The sequence below is a fragment of the Nostoc sp. genome, assembly GCF_036917465.1.
Classification (GTDB): Bacteria; Cyanobacteriota; Cyanobacteriia; order Cyanobacteriales; family Nostocaceae; genus Nostoc.
The window spans coordinates 26,449-49,132 of the sequence record NZ_JBALDL010000060.1; the positions used below are offsets into that span (position 1 = coordinate 26,449).

The following is a 22,684-nucleotide window of genomic DNA, read 5'->3' on the forward strand; positions in this document are numbered from 1 at the left end:
GAATTGATACTTTTCTACTTTGTTGAAAATAAATTTTCATCTAGAGTAGGACAAAGATACATGCTGTTTACCACATAGAAAAAATCTAGCTGAAGTTTCTGGCTCATAGCTATGGGAAACCAAGCTTGATGCTTGAGAGTCTGGTTTCAAAATGGGTAACAGCAACATCCTCTATCAGCTTGATCACCTATGCTAAAAGTTATGCACTCGGCCGCCAACTCAGCCACACCAAATTCCCAGTGGGAGGATTTAATCAAGCTTCCAGCCCCAAACACAGTTCAATGGGATAATATCAAAACCCAATTAGACTTGGTGCTGTTGGCGCTAGAAACCTTAACTGGGATTGGTTCAGAGGCTATGCTTTCGGCGGCAACCGATCTGAATTTAGAGTCAAGAGTGCCAGACCGCGTAGCTTTATGGCGACTACGCCAATCAAATCCCCTACGCAAGGGTCAAGGAGGGCGAAAAAAGCTAGATGTCGAAGAAGCGCGATCGCTTGTTCTGATCATCTGCTACTTAGCCAAACAGCACCAGGAATTGATTCGCCGCGCTGTCGGACTGTTGGAACAAATGGCAGAAAATAACCGGGAACCTCACCAGGCCGCTTTACTTGGAGACTATATTGATGCTTTTTGCAACACTTACCAAGAGCGGATGGAAGAGGACGAGCAAATCTCAACAGATTTACTAACCAACCTGGCACTAAAACTGCTTGTAGATTTACTTTTTTACAGTTCCCCTGGTGGGCATCGTCGTCTCTGGCTAGCACTTATAGACCGTTCGACAAAATTTTAGATTTGAAATTTGAAATTCCTCAATCAAAATTTGCTTGTGATTTGTCTCCTAGATCGGGAAACCCTTTTGATATTCCTTAGCCCTTGGGCGATGCACTCTCAGAACTGCTTCCTCCTGGGACATTACATAACAGAAGAAATCTAACAAACTTCTGAGTGGAAAAATCCACCCTTTCAACTTTTCTTTGCACGCACTGGCTTAAATTTTTGCAAAATCCCAAATAGTCTTTCTCGCAGTTCCTGCTATGCCTCTATCAAATTCTGTCATTCGTCGCTACACACCCCCTACTTGCACGCTAGAAGTATACGCGCAAAGCTCACCTCTGTCCCGTTGGATGGGGAAAACTGTCCTCAAACACCTCAGCTTTGAGCTACGTTTTGACGATCCCCGACTACCAGAAGAACACAGAATCCCAATTCGGGGCGATCGCGATCAACTTGAAGCTTTATGTGATGCAGTCACAAATTATGTACAGCAATTTCTCCAACAGTCTCCAGAGAGCTTTTGGGTCAGTTTCTCCGGTACTCAACAGTCAAGCACAGCACTGGGTGAGCCGGAATTAAAATCCTCAACACAAACATTAAATTCTTTTAATACCCAACTTCCTGGGGCAAATATCCGCTTAGAACCAAGCAGCTATTTAACTCACAACTTAGTTCTCGGTTCTCTCGCCAACTACTCATCCGGCCCCGTAATTCAACTTACTCTACTGCAATTATTTGATTTGGCTAGTGCTTTAGATGAATACTCAACTGATGTCATGGCACTCCCAACTCTCAACAGCACGAGTTCGACTCTGAGGTTCCCTGCTTGGGCACCTGTTGCCGCAGTATTAGTGTTAGGTGTAGGTTTCTTGCCAGTTACTTGGCAATATGCTAATAACATTAGGGAAAAGGAACAGCAGACAGCCAAAACATCAGATCCAGCAGCAGTAAAGACTGCTTTAGAACCTTCAACCGCACTAAACTTTCCCACGCCCGATTCCGCACTCACCACTCCATCAGGTAACTTATCTGGTTCGACTCCTCCACTTTCCACATCTACTTTGCCCCGAGCACCTCTAACAGTCCCTAGTTCTAGTAGTTTCTCTACACCGCCACCTCTATTGCCAAATTCACTGACTATACCTCAAGGGACAACTTCAACCACTCCTACCAATAAAGCGATGCCTTCTCTACGAGACGCTACGCGAACGGCGAGCAAAATCCCAGGCCAGGAAATTGCCATATCACCAAATCTGGGACAGAACCTTACAGCGTCAAGTCCTCAAGCTGGAACTCTCCCTAAGTTGCGGAATTTGCCACCCAGGTTATCTTCTAACCCAAGCAGCTTACCAACTAATATCTCACCAATTTCCCCGCCATCTCTTAGCACCATACCCAATAATAATGTTGGCAATACTCCAACCCAACCCTCCACATTAACCTCACAACAGCTAGATGAAAGAATCAATTCCTTACAGCAACCTTCCCCTGGAGAGAAACCGACTTCACAACCTTCCTCATCTAGAACTGCTGATAATAATCCATTCATCGACCAATTAGGGGACACGCGCAAAACCCCTAAATCCAGAGAAGTGGCTAATGGTACATTATTTGATACACCTCAAGTAGCAGAAGCGAGAACATACCTAAGTAAGCGTTGGCAACCACCTGCCGGACTAGGGCAAACATTAGAGTACAGCCTGATAGTCAGTGTTGACGGCACAGTTGAACGAATTTTTCCCCTTAATAAGGCTGCAAGAGAATTCGTTAATAGCACTGGAATGCCTCAAGTTGGTAAACCTTTTGTTTCCGCCAATACAAGCGGGCAAAATGTCAGAATTCGAGTTGTTCTCAGTCCTGATGGCAAGGTGCAGACTTTTCCAGATGAATAATTAAATTACTCCCTTTAATGCCACTTATAAAACTGGTACAAACTTTGTGCCAGTTTTTATTTACTTCAATTGATCTTAAGCTTATCTTTTAGAGTCCAGTTACCAAACTGGTCTTACTATTAATACCAGTAAACCTACTAATGAATACAATCACTTTTAACACCACTTTTTTCAAATTCAACTACAGATATAAGTCTGGAAACCCAGATTAAATCTGATGCCTCTTAATTACGAATTAGTATAAATCACTCATAATCAAAGGCAGGATATATGCAAACAATTGGTACTCAAAAAGACAGTCAAGCTTGGGTTATTCAAACTTGGGCAGCTTTTGTGATTTCTATTTCTATGACCACCTTCGGCGTTGTAAACTTACCTGTAAATGGCTGGGTGAAAGGCTTTATGGGTATGGGTATGGCTTTCTCTGTTGGCTCAACTTTTACTTTAGCGAAAACTACTAGAGACTTACATGAAAATAGAAGATTAACCGCTAGGTTAGATGAGGCAAAAGTAGAAAAATTGCTTTCACAACACGATCCTCTAAATTTAAAATGAAGGCAACCATAACGATTTTGAATTAAAAGACTTTCCCGAAAAGCTGTCAGAAGTTAACTATATTACGAAAAGCAAAAGGACTGGATATACCCAGTCCTTCATTTATATTAATTTAACGTTTTTATCTTAATAACGGGATTTTTTGGTCTTTAACTTTTGCTTTTTACGCCGACGTTCGCTAGCAGCAACCGCATGTTCTACCGGATAACCGACAACAGGAATTACCTGATATTTTCGCTCTTCTTCTAAGTTTTTCAATGCTGTGTAATCAACCCAGTGAATGCAATCAACCGGACAAGTGTCAATTGCTTCTTGGATAATTTCTTCAGCGTCCCCATCTTGGCGAACCACGCGCGATCGCCCGTAATCTGGTTCAATGTAAAAAGTGTTACGCGCAACATGAGCGCAATGCTTGCAACCAATACAGGTAATTTCATCAACATAAACACCATTTTGGCGCAGCAAACCGCCCAATTCCGGTTCCAAACCAGAACGTTCTGGGGCATCCCGTAAAAAACCCCCTAATTCTGGTTCCAAACCGGAACGGTTGTCAACTTGTTCTTCCGGCGACGGCAGAAAATCAGCCATTACGCACTCCAGCGCTGTACTACCAGGCGAATTGAACCATCTTCATTTTTTTGCTGTTCAGAGACTTGAAAACCAACACGAGCGGTTTCTTTCACAACTGTTTGATAAGCATAGCGCTGTGTTACTTGGCGCAAAAATCCGTCCACGGAGAGGTCTTGCTGCCAATATTGCAAATCAGCCACCAGTTCATATTCTTTGCCATTCCATCTAAAACCGATGTCATAGCCGTTTTCCTGCTCAATACTAACTTCCGCAGGATGGGTTTGACCGCGATAGCCACGGACTTCGCGCGGGCCGGTTTTCCAGTCTACGCCCAATTCAGTCAAAGCATCTTTCAAAGAATCAAGGTTACGAATTTGAGTCTTAATTTGGCTAAAGTGTGACATGGTGGTTGTGAATTAATAACACTAAACTACTGTGAAAACTTACCAATCGCTGTAAGTGGTGTGTGTATTCGCCACATTAGATTGCTGCACCTTCGCGGCGAAATATTCTGAGGTTGGCTCATAATTAAGTACTAGCCCCAGTTGTGCCTCTATTGCTGCTGTAACCTCAGCGCACGAAGCACCCACAATGCCAGTGACTTTCTCTTGTACCCGACCGTCTGGATAGATTATGAACTCTAATGTCTCCATGCTCTTGGCCAACCACGATAAGTACGCTTAAATTTTACTGCCTTAGGAGAAAGCTACAAATATAGCCGTAGGAATATTTTTACTCAGATCCAAACTTACCATTTGTTAACTAATGTTTCATCTCTCAATATATATATCTCAGAATCTTTACAAAAATTATAAATTTTATAAGCAGGCACATCAGTATTTAGTTAGTTTCTCTTAACCTCATCGATTAGTCAAGCTAAAAACTGAGTTTGCCAAGTAAGCTCCAAAAGTACTAAAAATAAGCATTAGACGTAGTTATAGCCAGCTAGTTGAGTTACAAAAATATAAAAATCATTGAAAAAATGGCTATGCTGCAAGACCTAGCTGCCCTATAACTCTTGAGTACGCGATAGCAAGTAACCTCTACGTTGTAACTAATTATTAAGTAAAAGTACTCGTTTGGATTTATCAAGAAAGGCAAAGGGCAGTATTCCAACTGAGCCTCCTGCCCGATGCTGGTTGATTCGCTACCGCTACGCTATCTGTTCTCTGCTGCGAACTATTGCCAAGCTTGCTGTTTTAAGACCCCCACCAAATTTTTAATTTGGTGGCTTCTTTTCAGGAGGGGTTTGAATCCTAATAAGTGAAAATAACCTTTTGGCTTCTTCAAGAACTTATAGAAGGAGCTAGTTGCCAAACCCTCGAATATTCTCTGATAACTTGCCGAGCCGGATCAGAAATAAATATTGTAGCTGTTTTGACAGCAATTTTTGCTGCATCTCGACAACGCTCAAACTCACCTTCTTTACTGTGATATTGCTTCGCTAAATATGCCATTTCCTTGGTTATATAGTGCTTATTAATTAAGTGAAAATTGCAGCCTAATAACACTATCAAAATAGCAATATTAGCTGATACTTCTTCTATGTCTTCAAACTTTGTTAATACTTGATATGAATAAATAGTTGCATGGGATACGTTACACAATGCTTCCCAAAGATTTTTTAATTCTTTAAGTTCTGGTGTAACAATTTTTTTTAAAATCGAGTTTGAAAAATAAATCGTTTCTCCAGCTATCCACTTCGAGATGACATTATCATTTTTTCGTAGAGAAGCAAACTTTGCAATCATTAAAGCTTCATATACCGATCGGAGTAAAGCTAAACCTGAACCGTGTAACCCGTCTAAAGTTAATATTAGGCTTGAGTAAATAGCAATTTCATTTTTGATTACTGCTGAAATTATTGGTGTTTCTGCATCACCATGCTGCGTAAGGTGACGATGGCCAAGCAAACCGAAAAATAATTCAACATATTCATGCTGTGTATCAATACAGTTTTTTATAACTGATATTCGTTCAGAAAACTTTTCTTGAGCAAGACTTCGGTTGCGCTGACGTTCTTTTTCTAGTTCATCGAATCGCATATCTCAACTATAAGTTACATCACTTCCTATTTAAACACTTTCTTGCCATTCCAACGTGAAATCTAGATGCCAATAACTTGTAAGACGTTTCATCGCTTTGGTGAAGGTGTAAAACTCTTGAAATCCCCGCCATTCCAATCAGAGTCATCAAGCCAGTCATCATCCTCAGCATCCCACAACAACATATATGCAACTAACAAGGTATTGACAAATCGCTCTACAGGAATTTCCCAATGTCTAGCCATCTTGTCTAATTGCACTTTCGTTACTGAATTCGATGATGCAAAATATTGCAAAACATCATCGTGGCTACAAGACCATCCAGCAATGAATTTATCCAAATAAGGTTTATATTTTTCTGTTGGATGAGGTTTCTTAAAGTTAGTGAAGCGAACATTTTTAAAGAAGTCTAGCTTTAGTCCAGCAACAAGCCCATCAGAATCTTCACCATAAATATAGTAATAAAGTGAAATACCTTGACCATTAAAACTGCGAGTAGCACTAATGATTCGGGGAGTAACAAAATCATCTCCCTCGAAATCTGTAAGAACATCCTTAATTGCCATACAAACCCTGTTCATTACTCAAGTATTATTCTTAGGATTCCCTAAAGCAGAGCAAAGCGTTAAATTATGACATGAACAAGATTAAAAAGAATACGGTTCGTGCTTAAGCTGCTTAGAATAGTAGTGATAGAGAGGATTGTAATTATGAGCGTCGTCATTCCTAATGAAATATTAACGGCAACTCGGATGACTGAAGGCGAAATGAAGCAGGAAATTGCGGTGATGCTCTTTCAAAAAGAAAAGTTAACCCTTGCTCAAGCCAGCCGGTTTGCAGGGATGAATCGTATAGCATTTCAGCATCTACTTGCAAGTCGTCAAATTTCAGTGCATTACGGTGTGGAGGATTTTGAACAAGATATAAAGAACTTGCGGGCGATGGGGAGACTGTGATTATTGTCAGTGATACTTCGTCCATTAATAACCTCGCTGCCATTAACCACCTTTATTTATTACAACAGCTTTACGGAACAGTCCTAATTCCTGAAGCTGTCTATCGAGAACTGACCGATCCCAACTTTCCAGTTGCAGGTGCAACTGAAGTACAAACTTTTATTTCGCTCTCTACTCTATATTTATTATGCGTAGGCATCGCTTCAAGGTATATTTAGATTTTTGCTGCTATTTCGCGTGAAAATTTGCTCAAGCCGAAATCACTCAGCAAGAATTTCTGGTGAAAAAACTGATTTGGTTGGGGAAGAAATCAGGATAATGAAGCATAATTAACCTTTATAGCTAAAAGCTGTCAGCCATCAGCCACAAGCTGAGATGGTAAAGTTTGAAGGCTTGTGATTCAACTTAAGTAATTGACTATGAATACAGCAAATATTTCGTCAGCGATACGTATAGGAGTACTAGGTTTCGGCGGACTCGGACAAGCCGCCGCCAAGGTACTTGCTGCTAAACAGGAAATGATTTTAGTCGCAGCCGCAGATCAAAAAGGTTACGTTTACGCTGCTGAAGGTTTAAATACTCAAGATTGCATTGCAACTTACCAGTCCCAAGGTTCCGTAGGTTATTTAGAACCAGTTGGTACGTTAACAAATCAAAGTATTCAGGATGTAATTGCAATAGCTCAACCTGTGGATGGGTATTTTCTGGCTTTACCCAACCTACCAAACGATTTTATCCCCTCTGTAGCCAAGGAGTTTATTAAATCTGGTTGGCGGGGTGTGCTAGTGGATGCAATTAAGCGCACCTCTGCTGTAGAACAACTACTAGTGATGAAAGAAGAACTCTTTGCAGCCGGGATTACGTACATGACAGGCTGTGGTGCTACACCCGGACTGTTAACCGCCGCCGCCGCATTAGCAGCCCAAAGCTACGCCGAAATTCATCAAGTCGAAATTACCTTTGGGGTGGGAATTGCCAACTGGGAAGCTTACCGCGCCACGGTTCGGGAAGACATTGGCCATATCCCTGGTTATACAGTGGAAACTGCTAGGGCGATGACTGATGCAGAAGTAGAAGCACTACTAGATAAAACTAATGGTGTGCTTACCTTGAAGAATATGGAACACGCTGATGATGTGATGCTAGAGGTAGCGGGAATTTGCGATCGCGATCGGGTTACAGTTGGTGGTGTAGTTGATACTCGCAATCCTAAAAAGCCCCTCAGCACTAACGTTAAGGTAACAGGGCGTACCTTTGAAGGCAAGATTTCCACCCATACCTTTACTCTGGGTGATGAAACCAGCATGGCAGCCAATGTCTGCGGGCCTGCCTTTGGCTATCTCAAAGCTGGTAAGCAATTGCACCAACGCGGCATCTATGGAATATTCACTGCTGCCGAAATTATGCCCCAATTTGTTAGGTAATAGTTAGGAGTTAGGAGTTAAAAATATAAAATCGCAAATTTGGAGCATATTCAAAGACTCAAAATTTGCGATTTTATATAGCGGTTCTCGTTTACGTGAGGCACACCCGTAGGGGCACGGCACTGCCGTGCCCCTACACCTTGCGATATAATCTTGTACTGCATCTGAATTGGAAGCGCTATATTAAGCTAAAAAACATCTAATTTGCATAACCCCTATTAAATATAACTATTGTGGGGTGGGCATCCTGCCCGCCCAGTGTATGCAAGTTTATTTGTGGAACAGCTTAACTTCTAACTTTTCTAAGCTGGTGGAGTTTCTGGAGAAAAAATATCTGTGAAATTCTCCTCAAGCAGCGAATATGACATTTGGATAATAAATGGAAGTTCGGCTCCTACGAGTCCTCGTTGAATGCGTTCTAAGGTATCACTAAAAACGACAAACAGAGGATATATAGTATTAGCTCCCTCACTCAAAATATGACTGTGGCGTAGAGGCATCAACCACTCATAATCATTGTCTAGAAAAACTTGGGTTTGTCGCCAACGTCCTAACAAATCAGAAAAATCTTCGTGAGCGCGATGAATAAAGACTAAAATTTCGGCTCCAGTTTTGATTTTCCATTCTGGATCGCACATCAAAATTGCCACATCACAGGGTAAACAGATTGTTTGTGGAGTTGTTGTAGCTGTGTTGCGAAGACGCACAATCGGCAAGGGGATAGTGATGACACTTTCATCGGGACGGCGCAAACTGGGAATCATCTCTAAGTATGGCCGATATTGCTTTAGTAAGGCGATCGCAGCTAGATGATTGCTGTACTCTGCCAAACTCGCTTCGTAGTCAGATTTTTGCACAGTCATAGTTTATTCAATAGTTAGGAATTAGAAAAAAATTTAAGTAGTCAAGAGTTAAAAATGAGCATGAAAAATAAAGACTTTCAACTCCTAACTCCTAACTTTTTATCTCTTATCCCAGCTTTTCAAATACTGCAAACATCGGCAAATACATGGCTAGCAAAATGGTTCCAACCATTCCCCCTAAAACTACAATCATCACTGGTTCCAAAATACTGGTCATTGCTTTTACTGCTTGCTCGACTTCATCTTCATAGAAATCGGCAACTTTCATCAACATTGCATCTAATTCTCCAGTTTCTTCTCCGATACTAATCATCTGAATTGCCATAGCTGGAAAAACGGCATCTTTTTGTAAAGCAATGCTAATCATCCCTCCCTGTTGAATCTCCATCCGGGCTGCGTCTATGGCATTAGCAATTACTTGATTTCCTGATGTATCTCTGACAATTTCTAGACAAGTTAAAATTGGTACGCCTGAACGAGTCAAAGAACCAAAAGTCCGGCTAAAGCGGGCAACTGAAGATTTTTGAATTAAATCACCAAATAACGGCATCTTCAGGGAAAGGCGATCGATTGTTATGCGACCAACAGGAGTTTTACCATATTGTGTAAAGGCAAATTTCAATGCTATAAGAATACCTAAAAGTACGAAAGCACCAGGACTTCTCAAAAATTTACTAGCATCCATCAAGAATTGCGTTAAAGGCGGTAATGAAATTCCAATTTGTGTAAAAATCGTGGCAAAAATTGGGATAAGAAAAATGGTCATACCAAGAAAGATCGCAACTGCGATAAAACCCACAACAGTTGGATAAGATAATGCTGATTTAATTTGGTTTTGGAGACGAGCAACATCTTCTAGCAACTTAGCTAAACGATTCAATACTTCATCTAGAACACCACCAACTTCACCGGCTTGAATCATACTCACATATAACCCATCAAAGCAGTCAGGATGTTTCCGCATTGCCTCTGAAAGGTTCATTCCACTTTGAACATCAGTACTAATCTCAACTAGGGCTTGTTTGAGTTTAGTATTACTACACTGTTCGGAAAGTACACCTAGACTTCTAACAATCGCAACCCCCGCATTCATCAAAACGGCAAATTGACGGGAAAAAACAGCTTTGTCTTTCACAGAAACCTTAACTAAGGAATTCTGGAATTTTTTGAAGGCAACATCTGGCTCAAATCCTTGAGATTGCTTGAGATCCTGGATTACAAAACCTTGATCTCTAAGATTAGTCCGAGCTTGCGTCAAGGATTCAGCAGTAATTTTTTCTGTTCGGGATTTTCCTTGAGAATCCCGAACACGGGCAACAAAGTTTGGCATAAATAAATTAAAAATAGTCGTTGGGAATTGGGCATGGGGCATGGGGCATGGGGCATGGGGCATAAACGAAAAAATTACTGCAACTTCCTCTTTACTCCCTCATCTTCCTCATCGCCTTCATCTCCTTAGTTCCTTTAATGCGCTTTGGCAGCTGCACCAGCTTTTGCACCTGCGGCGGCTTGCGGTGTAGCATTACCGATGAGACGTTGGATTTCATCTGGCTTAGAAGTCTTAGACATCGCCGCTTCAAAAGAAATCGTTCCTGCTTTGTAAAAATCAGCTAAAACCTTCTCCAGAGTTTGCATTCCCAATTTGCCGCCAGTTTGAATAGCTGAGTAAATTTGAGCTGTTTTGCCTTCTCGAATCAAGTTGGAAATAGCGGGAGTGACAATCAGAATTTCTTGAGCCATCACCCGACCATATTCACCGGGTTTAGGGCTTTTCTTGGACACCAAGGTTTGGCTAAATACCGCCACTAATGAGTTAGACAACTGCACCCGCACCTGGGTTTGTCTCTCATGTGGGAAAACGTCAATAATCCGGTCAACTGTCTGGGCGGCGGAACTGGTGTGGAGAGTACCAAATACCAAGTGTCCTGTTTCGGCTGCGGAAATCGCTAAAGAAATCGTTTCCAAATCGCGCATTTCTCCCACCAGAACAATATCTGGATCTTCCCGCAAAGCTGCTTTCAAAGCATTAGCAAAGCTCTTAGTATCTTCACCAAGTTGTCGTTGGTGAACCAAGCTTTTAATTGGTTCGTAGACAAATTCAATTGGGTCTTCCACCGTTAAAATATGCTCTGCTTTAGTGCGGTTAATCAAGTCAATCATCGCCGCGAGGGTAGTTGTCTTGCCGGAACCTGTAGGGCCTGTCACCAGAATCAGTCCTCTGGGCTTATCTGTCATTTCCCGTACAATATCTGGCAGACCTAATTTTTCAAAGTTAGGAATCTTAGAACTTAATGCCCGTAAGCAAGCAGCATAAGAACCACGTTCTTTATAGACATTGACCCGGAAACGTGCCAAACCCTTAACGCCATAAGAACAATCCAACTCCCAGTTCTGCTCTAAGGTTTTACGCTGGGTGTTGTTGAGCATACTAAAAATTAGCCTTTGACATTGATCGGCTGTCAATATATGCTCACCGATGGGGGTGAGTTTGCCACTGATGCGGAAGTACGGAGGCAAACCTGCGGATAAATGCATATCCGAGCCACCCAGTTCAATCAACTGTTCCATCAAGTCTTCAATCATCATTTCCATAGTTCTGCTTCCTTTTTTATGTTTGTTATTTGTCAGTTGTCCTTTGTCATTTGTTTAAAGTTACTAACCAATGACCAATGACTAATGACTAATCTCAAAACCTAGATGTCATACAGTAGGGACAATCCAGCCATTCTGGTTTCAATGTGGCATCGCAACTCCGGCAGGTAAGACCAGTCTTGCGTTTGGCTTTTAATTCTGCTTCCAGACCAGTATCAGTAAACGTCACTCGTTCTACTTCTTCTAGAGTGGTGGAACCAAGGCGCACTAAGTCCAAACTGTAAGCTAGCAAGGTTTTCATGCCCTCTTCTATTGCCACTTCCTTGATGCGTTCGGTGGGTGCATCTTCGTTGATCAGAGTTTGCAGGTTTTCGGTAACTCGCATGACTTCATAGACACCACAGCGCCCTTTGTAGCCGCCACCATTACATTTTGGGCAAAGCTGATTTTTGGTTTTGGCTTCTGCGATCGCATCTAATGTCAAACTGTTAGCTTTATAAAAGGTGACTCCCACATCAGAGGAAGCTGATAGACCATAACGAGCTAGTTCCTCGGTTGTGGGAGTGTAGGGAATACGACATTCAGAACAGACACGCCGCACCAAACGTTGAGCTAATACGCCAATTAAAGAACTAGAAATCATGAAAGGCTCAATCCCCATTTCTCCCAAACGTGCGATCGCACCTGGGGCATCATTGGTATGTAAGGTAGTTAATACCAAGTGACCGGTCAAGGCAGCCTCAATTGCTGTTTTTGCCGTTTCCTTATCCCGCGTTTCACCGACCAGCAACACATCTGGATCTTGTCTTAAGAAAGCCCGTAGAGCGGTAGCAAAATCCAGCCCTTTTTCTCGAATCACCTGTACTTGAGTAATCCCTGGAAGGCTATACTCAATTGGGTCTTCTACAGTACTGATATTAATTCCGGGATCATTCTTTTCTGAAAGTGCAGAATACAGCGAGGTTGTTTTTCCAGAACCAGTTGGCCCAGTTACCAAAATTAGCCCAAAGGGACGGCTAACCATGTCCTGGACAATATGTAAAGTCTCTGGATCGGTAATTAACTTATCTAATCCCAGTTGGGTTGAGGAGTTATCCAAAATCCGCAACACCACTTTTTCCCCGTAGCGACTGGGTAAGGTACTGACGCGGAAATCTACTTTACGTCCCTCAAACAGCCTTCGGATGCGTCCATCTTGGGGTATACGCCGTTCCGCAATGTCTAGATTGGAGATGATTTTAAATCGGGCTGTCACCGCCGGGATGATTTTTTTCGGTAGGGGAGGGAAAGCTTCGACCAGTATGCCATCCTTCCGAAAGCGAATCCGTAAATTTTCTTCTTGCGGTTCGATATGAATGTCAGAAACGCCTTCATGCAAGGCTTTAGCCAGGATTCTATTGACTAGGTTGATGACTGGGGCATCCTCTGCACCCTTCATCGCTGCCCCTAGATCAGCCTCCATTTCTTCCGGAGCATCCAAAAGATCGAGATTTCCGAGGTTTTCTAAATCCTGATTAATATCTGTAAACTTTTCTTGGTCTAGGTGCTTTTGCTGAACAGCCCTTTCATCCAGGTATTGGTTGATTAGCTGTTGGTAGTCTTCCTGTGTAATCACCATCCGCTGCAATGCCAAACCTTGGGGGCGCAAGATGCGGTTCAGGTCATCGGAAGCCTCTAGGTTATCTGGAGCGACCATCGCCACTAAAACTGAAGGCGGAGTTTGGTCTTCGTGTTTCGACAGTGGTACTAAACGATGGCGACGGCAAATATCCACTGGGATGAGGGTTTCAATCAGGTTCCCCATCATCGTGTTACCAACGGAGCTGACTTCCGGATCGAGGAATTCAACACCGTATAGTATTTTTAGTTCAAATAGCTGCTGTTTTTTGTATTGCCTGAGCAACTCAGGTGATAGTTGTTGCCCAGTAATTGACTCTAGTACTTCCGTTAAGGGTCTGCCAGATTTGCGGCTTTCAATTAGTGCCTGCCTCATCTGGTCGGTATTCACATAGCCAGATTGCACTAGCTTGTTGCCGAAGGGCGAAAACTCTGTTCTGGTAGTTAGAGCGGTACTGCGCCGTTGTGGTGACGAGTTCATAAATGAGCGAATGAGTAGGGAAACCTCTGCTTAAAGTATTCCCAGCCTGTGAGATAGAATTCTCATTTCCCAAAAAAGTCCTGAGTCACGTCGCTCGGCTCCGAATTCAAAATGACGCTCTCTACGAGACGTAAAAGCGAACGCAGACTCGCTCTAAGCGTTCGCGGAGCGTCTCCAAGAGTTGCCATGCCGTAGGCTTTACGCTGCGCTAACAATAATTCAAAATATTTTCAAATAAGATAAGAGGCAAATCACATTCAGCGCTACTATTGCAAATTACTCGTTCGGGTTCCCGTCTTAGTGGGGTCTGGGCTAACGTGTTCACCATTTGTCACAATAAGAAAATGCTTACATCAGTTCCAGAAAGTTGTCGGCAACAGAATCAGCCTTAGTTGCAAGTCGTGGATGACGACGGTTGCAAGCTATGGAGATACACTGCCATAAATAGCAAGTATCTGGAATGAGTAGACAATGATGGATGAAAATAAACAGATAAACAATACTAGTCAGCAATTGGGTGAACCAACAGAGGTAAAGCAAGCAATGAAGAGTGACTCCCCAGCCCAAATTAATTTCAATGAATCTGGTAGCGAGGCGACAGAGCAAGTGGCAGCCCAAACTAATATATCGGGAGATGCGGCTACTATCAATCCAGAAACTGGTGTCGCTGCAACCGATAACACTGGAGTGGGAACGGCAGCTTTGGCAGAACTGACTCAACAAATTGAGTCTCTCAAAACGCAATTAGAAGAACGTAGTACTCAATATATGCGGATTGCCGCTGATTTTGAGAATTACCGGAAACGCACTAGTAAAGAAAAAGAAGAGTTAGAGACGCTGATGAAGCGGAACACGATTCTAGAATTGCTGCCAGTGGTCGATAATTTTGAGCGGGCGCGATCGCACCTCAAACCGCAATCTGATGGCGAAATGACCATGCACAAAAGCTACCAAGGCGTTTACAAACAATTAGTAGATAGCCTCAAGCGGTTGGGTGTGTCACCAATGCGTCCTGAAGGTCAAGAATTCGATCCTAACCTGCACGAAGCAGTAATGCGCGAACCTACGGATGAACATCCTGAAGGAACAGTGTTAGAAGAGTTAGTGCGCGGATACTTCTTGGGCGATCGCGTGCTACGCCATGCAATGGTCAAAGTAGCTGCTCCAAAGGAAGATACACCTTCTACGGAGGAAGATCAGTCGAGTCAAGCCTTCAGTTAAGCTGTAGTCGCTCGTCTCGCTGACCAAAAGTGCCTGGGTTATGCAAGGACGAGCATCGCGTGCCTAAAACTTGGACAAGGCTTTGGATAACTCTCTGTGTTTAAACTTCTCTCTTGCTACCAGCAATATGGGTTTCACAGACGTTATCCGCTAGCCTTTGTTCGGAGCAAAAAAGTTATTCAGCGACACACTACAGTAGAAAGACTCAGTAAAAATACTGCCAATTATGGGAAAAGTTATTGGAATCGACTTAGGCACTACTAACAGTTGCGTCGCAGTTTTAGAGGGCGGTCAACCATTGGTGATCTCCAATTCTGAAGGCGGACGAACTACTCCAAGTATTGTAGGATTTGGCAAGAGTGGCGATCGCTTGGTTGGTCAATTGGCAAAGCGCCAAGCCGTAACCAATGCGGAAAACACAATTTACAGTATTAAACGATTCATCGGGCGGCGTTGGGAAGACACTGACATAGAACGCGATCGCGTCCCTTACAACTGTGTCAAAGGTCGAGATGATACCGTAGATGTCCAAATTCGCTCAAAAAACTACACGCCACAAGAACTATCCGCGATGATTCTGCAAAAGCTGAAGCAGGATGCAGAAAACTTTTTGGGTGAAGAAGTCACTCAGGCAGTGATCACGGTACCCGCATATTTTACAGATGCTCAAAGACAAGCCACTAAAGATGCTGGCACGATCGCCGGATTAGAAGTCCTGCGAATCATTAATGAACCAACATCTGCGGCTTTAGCTTTCGGATTAGACAAGCAAGATCAAGAGCAGCTAATTTTAGTATTCGACTTGGGAGGCGGGACTTTCGACGTATCGATCCTACAACTTGGAGATGGCGTTTTTGAAGTTAAGGCGACTTGTGGTAACAACCACTTGGGTGGAGACGACTTTGATAATGCGATCGTGCTTTGGATGATGCAACGCTTCCAGCAAGACGAGAAAATCGACCTTTCCAAAGATAAGATGGCACTGCAACGCCTACGCGAAGCAGCAGAAAAGGCCAAAATTGAACTCTCCAGTATGGTCAATACCTCCATCAACTTGCCATTCATCACATCTGATGAAACCGGACCAAAGCATCTGGAAATGGAACTCAGCCGCTCTAAATTTGAGGAACTGGCAGGAAAATTAATTGAAGCGACCATCGAACCAATGATCCAAGCGCTCAAAGATGCGGATCTCAAACCATCAGCCATAGATCGGATTATTTTAGTAGGTGGTTCTACTCGTATTCCCGCAGTCCAAAACGCGCTGATTAAATTTTTCGATGGCAAAGCTCCCGATCGCTCTATCAATCCTGACGAAGCGGTAGCATTGGGAGCAGCTATCCAAGCAGGGGTTTTGGGTGGCGAAGTCGATAATCTCTTACTATTGGATGTCACCCCCCTGTCCTTGGGAATTGAAACCTTGGGCGAAGTGTTCACCAAAATTATTGAACGCAACACCACAATTCCTACAAGTAAGTCACAAATTTTTTCTACAGCAGTTGATGGGCAAACCTCGGTAGAAATTCATATTCTCCAAGGTGAACGGGCAATGTCACGAGATAACAAGAGTCTCGGCAAGTTTTTGCTAGCAGGAATTCCCCCATCGCCCCGTGGTGTGCCACAAATTGAAGTATCCTTTGAAATCGATGTTAACGGCATCCTGAAGGTTTCTGCCCAAGACAAAGGCACAGGTAGAGAACAGAGTATCAGGATTACCAATACAGGTGGTTTAAGTACCAACGAAGTCGAACGGATGCGTCAAGAAGCCGAACTGTTTTCTGAAGAAGATAGAAGACGTAAAGAACTGGTTGAACTCAGAAACCAAGCAGATAGTCTGTTGTTCAATTACGAATCCACCATCAGGGATAATGGCAACTTTATCGGCGACCAGATGAAGACTTTGGCTAGTGAAAAAGTTTCACAACTTCAAGCTGCAATGATTGACTCCAGCATCTCCACTGGGGAATTTAAACAGTGCTTAGACGATTTCCAACAAACCTTGTTTGCAATTGGTGCTGATGTCTATAACCGAGCTAACAGCCAAACAGATGAGATTGAGAAAGCTTCAGTTAGTCTCTTTACCCCAGAAATAGACTCACCAATGAACGGTACGCTGATCCCACAATTTAACTTTGATTTTGACGAAGAAAGTACCGCACAGGTTGATTATGAGGCGATAGATTAGGGAGTGGGTATTGGGCATAGAAAAGAGGCACAGGGGAAAACTAATTTACCTCCTCCCTTGCTTCTTCCCAATTCCCAATATCCTAAGTTGCAGATTTTTATTAAGAGATTTTAATATATTTAATATTGATTATAGATTTAGCGAAGTTTCACAAGACCCCAGGGGTTTGCTAGATTGTAGAAGCAAATTACTGTTAGGCAGTATGCCGATTCAGATCCACTTCCATTGCATAAGGGTGGTTTTCCACACCAAATGGTGCGGCTAGCCCCTCTGGTTAATGGGCGGGGTTTTCCTCTCCTACGTAGCACAATTGTAAAAGAGACAACCGACTCGGCAGTGATGAAGTTTGAGCAGAAGTTTCCCCTACTCATAACTTCTATAGCTTTTGTGGTCTCCCACGAGGAAAGCACCTGTTGCTCAAGATTTGTCGGTGATTTTTGTAAAAGGTAAAGGGTAAAATCAGTTATTAACAAAAATTAATTTTACTTTCTGCCTGACCTCTGGCAAGCTGCCCTTTAAAGGATAGTGTGTTGCTCTTGCATATCTGTAAAGCAAACCCCTTTTTGTAAAGTAGCAAGTGACCGTGAGTGATGTTCTGCTGACTTCTGCTTTCTTCCTTCTAACTTTTACCTTTGCTATATGGCCCGCGATTATTATGAAATCCTGGGTGTCTCTCGTGACACCGACAAAGAAGAACTCAAACAAGCCTATCGCCGTTTAGCCCGGAAGTATCACCCAGATGTGAACAAAGAACCGGGGGCGGAGGATCGATTTAAAGAAATTAACCGCGCTTATGAGGTACTCTCAGAACCCGAAACCCGCGCTCGTTACGATCGCTTTGGGCCAGAGGGTGTGTCAGGTGCTGGCGCTGGCTTCCAAGATGTCGGCGATATGGGTGGTTTTGCCGATATCTTTGAAAGCATTTTTAGTGGCTTTGCTGGCGGTATGGGTAATCCCACGCAACAAAGACGGCGCAGTGGGCCTGCGAGGGGCGACGATCTGCGGCTAGACCTGAAGTTAGACTTTCGGGAAGCCATATTTGGCGGTGAAAAAGAAATTCGCATTTCACATTTAGAAAATTGTGAAGTTTGTAGCGGTTCTGGGGCTAAACCTGGAACGCGCCCCCGGACTTGTTCGACTTGTAGCGGATCGGGTCAAGTTCGCCGTGTCACGAGAACCCCTTTTGGCAGTTTTACTCAAGTCTCCACTTGTCCCACCTGTAATGGCACAGGAATGGTAATTGAAGATAAGTGTGATGCCTGTGATGGGAAGGGTGCAAATCAAGTCACAAAGAAACTCAAAATTACCATTCCGGCTGGGGTGGATAATGGCACTCGCTTACGGATTTCTAGTGAAGGAGATGCCGGACAACGTAGTGGGCCTCCTGGGGATTTGTACGTTTACTTGTTCGTAAATGAGGACGAAGAATTCCAACGAGATGGCATTAATATTCTTTCGGAAATCAAAGTTAGCTACCTGCAAGCGATTTTAGGTTGTCGGTTAGAGGTAGATACGGTAGATGGCCTTGTAGAATTGATTATTCCAGCCGGAACTCAGCCAAATACGGTGATGAAGTTGGAAAATCGTGGCGTACCTCGCTTGGGTAATCCCGTCAGTCGTGGGGATCACATGCTGAACGTATTAATTGATATTCCCAACAAAGTCACCCCAGAGGAGAGGGAACTGTTAGAGAAGCTGGCTAAAATTAAGGGAGATCGCACTGGTAAAGGCGGTCTAGAAGGATTTTTGGGAAATTTATTTAAGTGATCAAGCCCTCTTCTCTTTTAACTCCCGATGCTCAACTTGATTTACGTGGCACTCCTTGCCCCATTAATTTTGTGCGGACAAAATTACGTTTGGAAAAAATGCCATTGGGAGGTTTACTAGAAGTCTGGCTAGACCCTGGTGAACCGATTGAGCAGGTTCCTGATAGTCTGACAATGGCAGGTTATCAGGTTGAAGAAATTACAGATTGCACTAGTTATTTTTCTCTGTTAGTGCGCCGTCCAGTTGCTAGCCAATGATAGATTTTGCCGCAACTGGACAGTTATTGGGTACGGTGGTAGCTGTACAGGCTAATTTTTACCGAGTACAACTGGATCAAAAACAGGGGGAGATGAGGGAGATGGGGGATCAATATTCTCATCTTCCTTATCCCCCTCTCCTCCTCTGTACTCGCCGAACTCGGCTGAAAAAAATCGGACAACAGGTGATGGTAGGCGATCGCGTTGTGGTTGAAGAACCAGATTGGGCTGGGGGACGCGGAGCGATCGCTGATGTCTTACCCCGTCACAGCGAATTAGATCGTCCAGCGATCGCCAATGTCAACCAAATTCTATTGGTATTTGCTGTAGCTGATCCACCTTTGGAACCTTATCAACTGAGTCGGTTTCTAATTAAGGCGGAGTCTACTGGCTTGGATGTGCTTTTATGTTTGAATAAAAGTGATTTAATCTCAGAGCAAGAACAGCAAAAAGTTAGCGATCGCTTACTTGGTTGGGGCTATCAACCGATATTTATCAGCGTCAAAGATGGCATAAATACCGACCAAGCAGCCAAATATTTGAGTAATAAAATTACTGTAATTGCTGGGCCTTCCGGGGTGGGTAAATCTAGCTTGATTAATACGCTAATTGACTCGGCAAAGCTGCGAGTCGGAGAAGTTTCTGGCAAACTAGCTCGTGGTCGTCATACCACTCGCCATATAGAACTATTTGAGTTACCTGAAGGTGGTTTACTGGCAGACACTCCCGGCTTTAATCAGCCTGATATGGACTGTATACCAGAAGAATTAATCCATTATTTCCCAGAAGCAAGAAAGCGGTTAGCAGTTGCTAGCTGTCGGTTTAGTGATTGTCTGCATCGAGACGAGCCTGAGTGTGTGGTGCGGGGAGACTGGGAACGATATGAACATTATTTAGAATTTTTGGATGCTGCGATCGCTCATCAAACTCAGATGCACCAACAAGCCGATCCAGAATCTAGCATGAAATTAAAAAGCAAAAGCAAAGGCAAAGGGCAGAGTCAATACGAACCAAAGTTAGAAAGTAAAAAATATCGCCGAATTTCTCGCAAGACTCAGTTACAAGACTTGCAGGAATTATATCGGGATGAGGAATAAGGAGTGCGAGGTCTACGATGGGCTGTTCGGTGTCGCACTTCTATATAAAGGTTTGTCACGATAGCATGGATACAAATAGAAAAACTATCTTGTATGTCTCAGTCCCTTGCTGCCACCCCTAGTTTACAAGATGTCACTAATAGTATAATTTTCCCACCAGGTGACATCTATAGTGACGAACCCCCCTTAGAATCTGATTTACACCGAGAACAAATCGATTTACTGATCCGCCTGATTAAATCGTGGTGGCGCGATCGCCAGGATTTTTATGCTACCGGCAACCTGACTATCTATTTCAGTTCCAACCAAAAAAAATCAGAAGAATTTCGAGGCCCTGATTTTTTTGTAGTTTTAGATACAGAAAAAAAAGACCGCAAAAGCTGGGTTGTGTGGCAAGAAGACGGCAAATATCCCAATGTGATTATTGAGATGTTATCTGATTCCACTGCCTCGGTTGATAAAGGTTTGAAAAAACAAATATATCAGAATACATTTCGCACTCCAGATTACTTTTTGTTTGATCCCAATAACTTAGAGTTACAGGGATTTCACATAGTTGATGGGCAATATCAAGAACTTGCCCCCACTGAGTCGGGTTGGTTCTGGAGTCAGCAATTAGGGCTGTATTTGGGAGTTGAGGACGGTAAATTACGCTTTTTTACACCAGATAGACAGCTGGTGATGTTGCCAGAGGAAGAATCAAATCAACAGTTAGAGCAAGTTAATCAAGAGTTACAGCAAGCAAACCAACAACTAGAACAAGAACGTCAAAGGGCTGCAATATTGGCAGAACGCTTGCGAGCCGCAGGTATTAACCCTGAGCAAATATTCTGAAAAGAGAATTTTATTTAGGCATGGAAAAATATTGCTATGAACCAAACAATATCCGATCGGGTTCGTTGGACAACCTCAGACTTAGAATTACTCCAAACTGACGAATGGAAGCGCTATGAAATTATTGACGGAGAACTATTTGTGACCAGAGCGCCTCACTGGAAACATCAAGGGACTGCGGGTAATATATGCTTAGAGTTACAAATTTGGTCTCGCTCTAGTGGGCTGGGGGAAACCCGTCAAGCTCCCGGTATAATTTTTACAGATGCCGATAATGTCATACCCGATGTAGTTTGGATTAGTCATGAGCGTTTAGCACTATTGCTGGATAACGAAGGGCATTTGAGAGGAGCGCCAGAACTCATTGTGGAAGTGCTTTCTGCTGGGACAACTAACGAACGTCGAGATCGAGAAGCCAAGCTGAAATTATACTCATCCACAGGAGTCCAAGAATATTGGATTGCAAATTGGCAATTACAGCAGCTAGAAGTTTATCGCAGAGAAACTGCCCAATTAAAACTGATCGCAACCTTGCTGGCTGATGACGAAATCACATCACCACTTTTACCAGGTTTTGGCGTTCGAGTTAAGCATTTTTTTGGATAATTCTAGCGTAGGCGTAGGCATCGCTCCTCAAACTCAGCTGCACCAACAAGCTGATCCAGAATCTACTAGGAATTAAAAAATATTACCAAATTTCCCGCAAAACTTAATTACAAGACTTGCAGGAATTATATCGGGATGAAGAATAAACAGTATGATGCACTTCTATATAAAAGAAGACTTTACTTTGTAGCTGGCTTTGCCACAGGATCTTCTTTTTTGGCGATCGGTGCAACTTTCATCTGGCTGCAAGTCTTGAGCCAAAATGTAACTGTTCGGGTTTCTGGGTTGCGGGAATCACAGGTTTGGGAATTTAAGGGCTGATTCGCAAACTTTGGGTTAGCACTTACCCGCAATATAGCGATCGGTACTGTGACTCCAAAAGCAACCATCAATCCGATCCAGCCCAAAATATATCGGTGCATTCTGGTAGTTGAATTTTGCATAACAATTAGCACTCCTACATCAAAGTTAACCAAGGGAACAACGGATGCCACGCCATAGCTGTTGCCAGCGTGAACAACCCCAACAACCAAACTAATAAAGTCCGCGGCTTTACCTGCCGATGCTTCAACACCTGATGCAACACTGCCCAACTGACCCACCAACCGATAAAAAACATCATTTCCTTACCAGCGTAGTTTTCCAGGTTGCCCCACATAGGATCAGAGTTCATTGCGCCTGGAATCCAGCTACCCATCTGAATCACAATCTGATTGTTTGGTTTGGAAAGCTCGGCAAAGTGGTGAGTTGCCATCATCGCAACGGCTCCGACTCCGCCGCTAATTAGGGCTGCCGCAGCTGGGCCAGAAACGGTCGGTGGAGCAGATGATCCGGCATGGAGTCCTTTGGGAAACTGCTTGAACCCGTTCCAGAAGCGAGTGTAAATTGGTTCATTCCCCACGGGTTGAACCAGAGGTTTTGGCATGATAGATTTTCCTTAATG

At 43.3% G+C, this 22,684-nt stretch carries 24 protein-coding genes; 13 read left to right on the forward strand and 11 right to left on the reverse strand.

Features of this window, described 5'->3' with window-relative positions; translation table 11 throughout:
* Nucleotides 1-189 precede the first annotated feature (189 nt).
* The 3 genes from V7K38_RS13250 to V7K38_RS13260 all read left to right on the forward strand — a co-directional run bounded on the left by V7K38_RS13250 (nt 190) and on the right by V7K38_RS13260 (nt 3,226).
* Nucleotides 190-795 carry a DUF3038 domain-containing protein gene (locus V7K38_RS13250; protein ID WP_334858392.1) on the forward strand — a complete coding sequence of 202 codons (606 nt, stop codon included), beginning with the start codon at nt 190-192 and terminating at the stop codon, nt 793-795.
* 244 nt (nt 796-1,039) lie between these two features.
* Nucleotides 1,040-2,671, forward strand: coding sequence for a DUF4335 domain-containing protein (locus tag V7K38_RS13255; protein ID WP_334858393.1), 1,632 nt, complete (start codon nt 1,040-1,042; stop codon nt 2,669-2,671).
* A 270-nt stretch (nt 2,672-2,941) separates the two neighbouring features.
* The gene (locus tag V7K38_RS13260; protein ID WP_334858394.1) at nt 2,942-3,226 is read left to right on the forward strand and encodes a YiaA/YiaB family inner membrane protein; all 285 of its coding nucleotides are present in this window, start codon (nt 2,942-2,944) and stop codon (nt 3,224-3,226) included.
* A gap of 126 nt (nt 3,227-3,352) precedes the next feature.
* Here V7K38_RS13260 and V7K38_RS13265 read toward each other — a convergent pair whose 3' ends face one another.
* The 5 genes from V7K38_RS13265 to V7K38_RS13285 form a co-directional block, all read right to left on the reverse strand.
* The gene (locus V7K38_RS13265) at nt 3,353-3,814 is read right to left on the reverse strand and encodes a ferredoxin (protein WP_334858396.1); all 462 of its coding nucleotides are present in this window, start codon (nt 3,812-3,814) and stop codon (nt 3,353-3,355) included.
* On the reverse strand, nt 3,814-4,200 hold the full coding sequence (locus tag V7K38_RS13270) for a DUF1257 domain-containing protein (protein WP_334858397.1): 387 nt from the start codon (nt 4,198-4,200) through the stop codon (nt 3,814-3,816). The genes V7K38_RS13265 and V7K38_RS13270 overlap by 1 nt, the downstream gene beginning before the upstream one ends.
* A gap of 39 nt (nt 4,201-4,239) precedes the next feature.
* Entirely contained in the window at nt 4,240-4,449 is a 210-nt protein-coding gene (locus V7K38_RS13275) for a DUF2997 domain-containing protein (protein WP_334858399.1), read from the reverse strand.
* 633 nt (nt 4,450-5,082) lie between these two features.
* A complete protein-coding gene (locus tag V7K38_RS13280; RefSeq protein ID WP_334858401.1) occupies nt 5,083-5,841 on the reverse strand; it encodes a hypothetical protein in 759 nt (252 codons plus the stop codon).
* Between the two features lie 89 nt (nt 5,842-5,930).
* Nucleotides 5,931-6,407 carry a hypothetical protein gene (locus V7K38_RS13285; RefSeq protein WP_334858403.1) on the reverse strand — a complete coding sequence of 159 codons (477 nt, stop codon included), beginning with the start codon at nt 6,405-6,407 and terminating at the stop codon, nt 5,931-5,933.
* A 144-nt stretch (nt 6,408-6,551) separates the two neighbouring features.
* Here V7K38_RS13285 and V7K38_RS13290 point away from each other — a divergent pair, with 144 nt between their 5' ends.
* From V7K38_RS13290 to bioU, 3 genes are all read left to right on the forward strand, one after another.
* The gene (locus tag V7K38_RS13290) at nt 6,552-6,797 is read left to right on the forward strand and encodes a UPF0175 family protein (protein ID WP_196521128.1); all 246 of its coding nucleotides are present in this window, start codon (nt 6,552-6,554) and stop codon (nt 6,795-6,797) included.
* Nucleotides 6,794-7,015, forward strand: a complete 222-nt coding sequence (locus V7K38_RS13295) for a hypothetical protein (RefSeq protein ID WP_442940767.1) — start codon at nt 6,794-6,796, stop codon at nt 7,013-7,015. Before V7K38_RS13290 ends, V7K38_RS13295 begins: the two co-directional genes overlap by 4 nt.
* Nucleotides 7,016-7,216: 201 nt before the next feature.
* Entirely contained in the window at nt 7,217-8,221 is a 1,005-nt protein-coding gene (gene bioU / locus V7K38_RS13300) for a (S)-8-amino-7-oxononanoate synthase BioU (protein WP_334858405.1), read from the forward strand.
* 302 nt (nt 8,222-8,523) lie between these two features.
* On the opposite strand, the gene V7K38_RS13305 is transcribed toward bioU, so the two are convergent.
* The 4 genes from V7K38_RS13305 to V7K38_RS13320 all read right to left on the reverse strand — a co-directional run bounded on the left by V7K38_RS13305 (nt 8,524) and on the right by V7K38_RS13320 (nt 13,774).
* Nucleotides 8,524-9,084, reverse strand: coding sequence for a hypothetical protein (locus V7K38_RS13305; RefSeq protein ID WP_334858407.1), 561 nt, complete (start codon nt 9,082-9,084; stop codon nt 8,524-8,526).
* A gap of 106 nt (nt 9,085-9,190) precedes the next feature.
* On the reverse strand, nt 9,191-10,414 hold the full coding sequence (locus V7K38_RS13310; RefSeq protein WP_334858409.1) for a type II secretion system F family protein: 1,224 nt from the start codon (nt 10,412-10,414) through the stop codon (nt 9,191-9,193).
* Nucleotides 10,415-10,548: 134 nt separating this feature from the next.
* Nucleotides 10,549-11,712, reverse strand: a complete 1,164-nt coding sequence (locus tag V7K38_RS13315; RefSeq protein ID WP_442940768.1) for a type IV pilus twitching motility protein PilT — start codon at nt 11,710-11,712, stop codon at nt 10,549-10,551.
* Between the two features lie 58 nt (nt 11,713-11,770).
* Nucleotides 11,771-13,774, reverse strand: coding sequence for a GspE/PulE family protein (locus V7K38_RS13320; protein WP_334858412.1), 2,004 nt, complete (start codon nt 13,772-13,774; stop codon nt 11,771-11,773).
* A gap of 471 nt (nt 13,775-14,245) precedes the next feature.
* Between V7K38_RS13320 and grpE the strand changes: the two genes are divergently transcribed.
* From grpE to V7K38_RS13355, 7 genes are all read left to right on the forward strand, one after another.
* Complete coding sequence (grpE, locus tag V7K38_RS13325; protein WP_334858413.1) at nt 14,246-14,995, forward strand: nucleotide exchange factor GrpE; 750 nt, start codon at nt 14,246-14,248, stop codon at nt 14,993-14,995.
* Nucleotides 14,996-15,221: 226 nt separating this feature from the next.
* Nucleotides 15,222-17,180, forward strand: a complete 1,959-nt coding sequence (gene dnaK, locus V7K38_RS13330) for a molecular chaperone DnaK (RefSeq protein WP_334858415.1) — start codon at nt 15,222-15,224, stop codon at nt 17,178-17,180.
* 639 nt (nt 17,181-17,819) lie between these two features.
* Nucleotides 17,820-18,947, forward strand: a complete 1,128-nt coding sequence (dnaJ, locus tag V7K38_RS13335; protein ID WP_334858416.1) for a molecular chaperone DnaJ — start codon at nt 17,820-17,822, stop codon at nt 18,945-18,947.
* Complete coding sequence (locus V7K38_RS13340) at nt 18,947-19,204, forward strand: sulfurtransferase TusA family protein (protein WP_334858494.1); 258 nt, start codon at nt 18,947-18,949, stop codon at nt 19,202-19,204. Before dnaJ ends, V7K38_RS13340 begins: the two co-directional genes overlap by 1 nt.
* Nucleotides 19,201-20,301, forward strand: a complete 1,101-nt coding sequence (gene rsgA / locus V7K38_RS13345; RefSeq protein ID WP_334858417.1) for a small ribosomal subunit biogenesis GTPase RsgA — start codon at nt 19,201-19,203, stop codon at nt 20,299-20,301. Before V7K38_RS13340 ends, rsgA begins: the two co-directional genes overlap by 4 nt.
* A 93-nt stretch (nt 20,302-20,394) precedes the next feature.
* The gene (locus V7K38_RS13350; RefSeq protein WP_334858419.1) at nt 20,395-21,135 is read left to right on the forward strand and encodes a Uma2 family endonuclease; all 741 of its coding nucleotides are present in this window, start codon (nt 20,395-20,397) and stop codon (nt 21,133-21,135) included.
* 36 nt (nt 21,136-21,171) lie between these two features.
* Nucleotides 21,172-21,741, forward strand: a complete 570-nt coding sequence (locus tag V7K38_RS13355; RefSeq protein WP_334858420.1) for a Uma2 family endonuclease — start codon at nt 21,172-21,174, stop codon at nt 21,739-21,741.
* A gap of 179 nt (nt 21,742-21,920) precedes the next feature.
* On the opposite strand, the gene V7K38_RS13360 is transcribed toward V7K38_RS13355, so the two are convergent.
* Together V7K38_RS13360 and V7K38_RS13365 are read right to left on the reverse strand one after the other, a co-directional pair.
* A complete protein-coding gene (locus tag V7K38_RS13360) occupies nt 21,921-22,184 on the reverse strand; it encodes a hypothetical protein (protein WP_334858422.1) in 264 nt (87 codons plus the stop codon).
* A gap of 14 nt (nt 22,185-22,198) precedes the next feature.
* Nucleotides 22,199-22,666, reverse strand: coding sequence for a hypothetical protein (locus V7K38_RS13365; protein WP_334858423.1), 468 nt, complete (start codon nt 22,664-22,666; stop codon nt 22,199-22,201).
* Between the last annotated feature and the right edge of the window lie 18 nt (nt 22,667-22,684).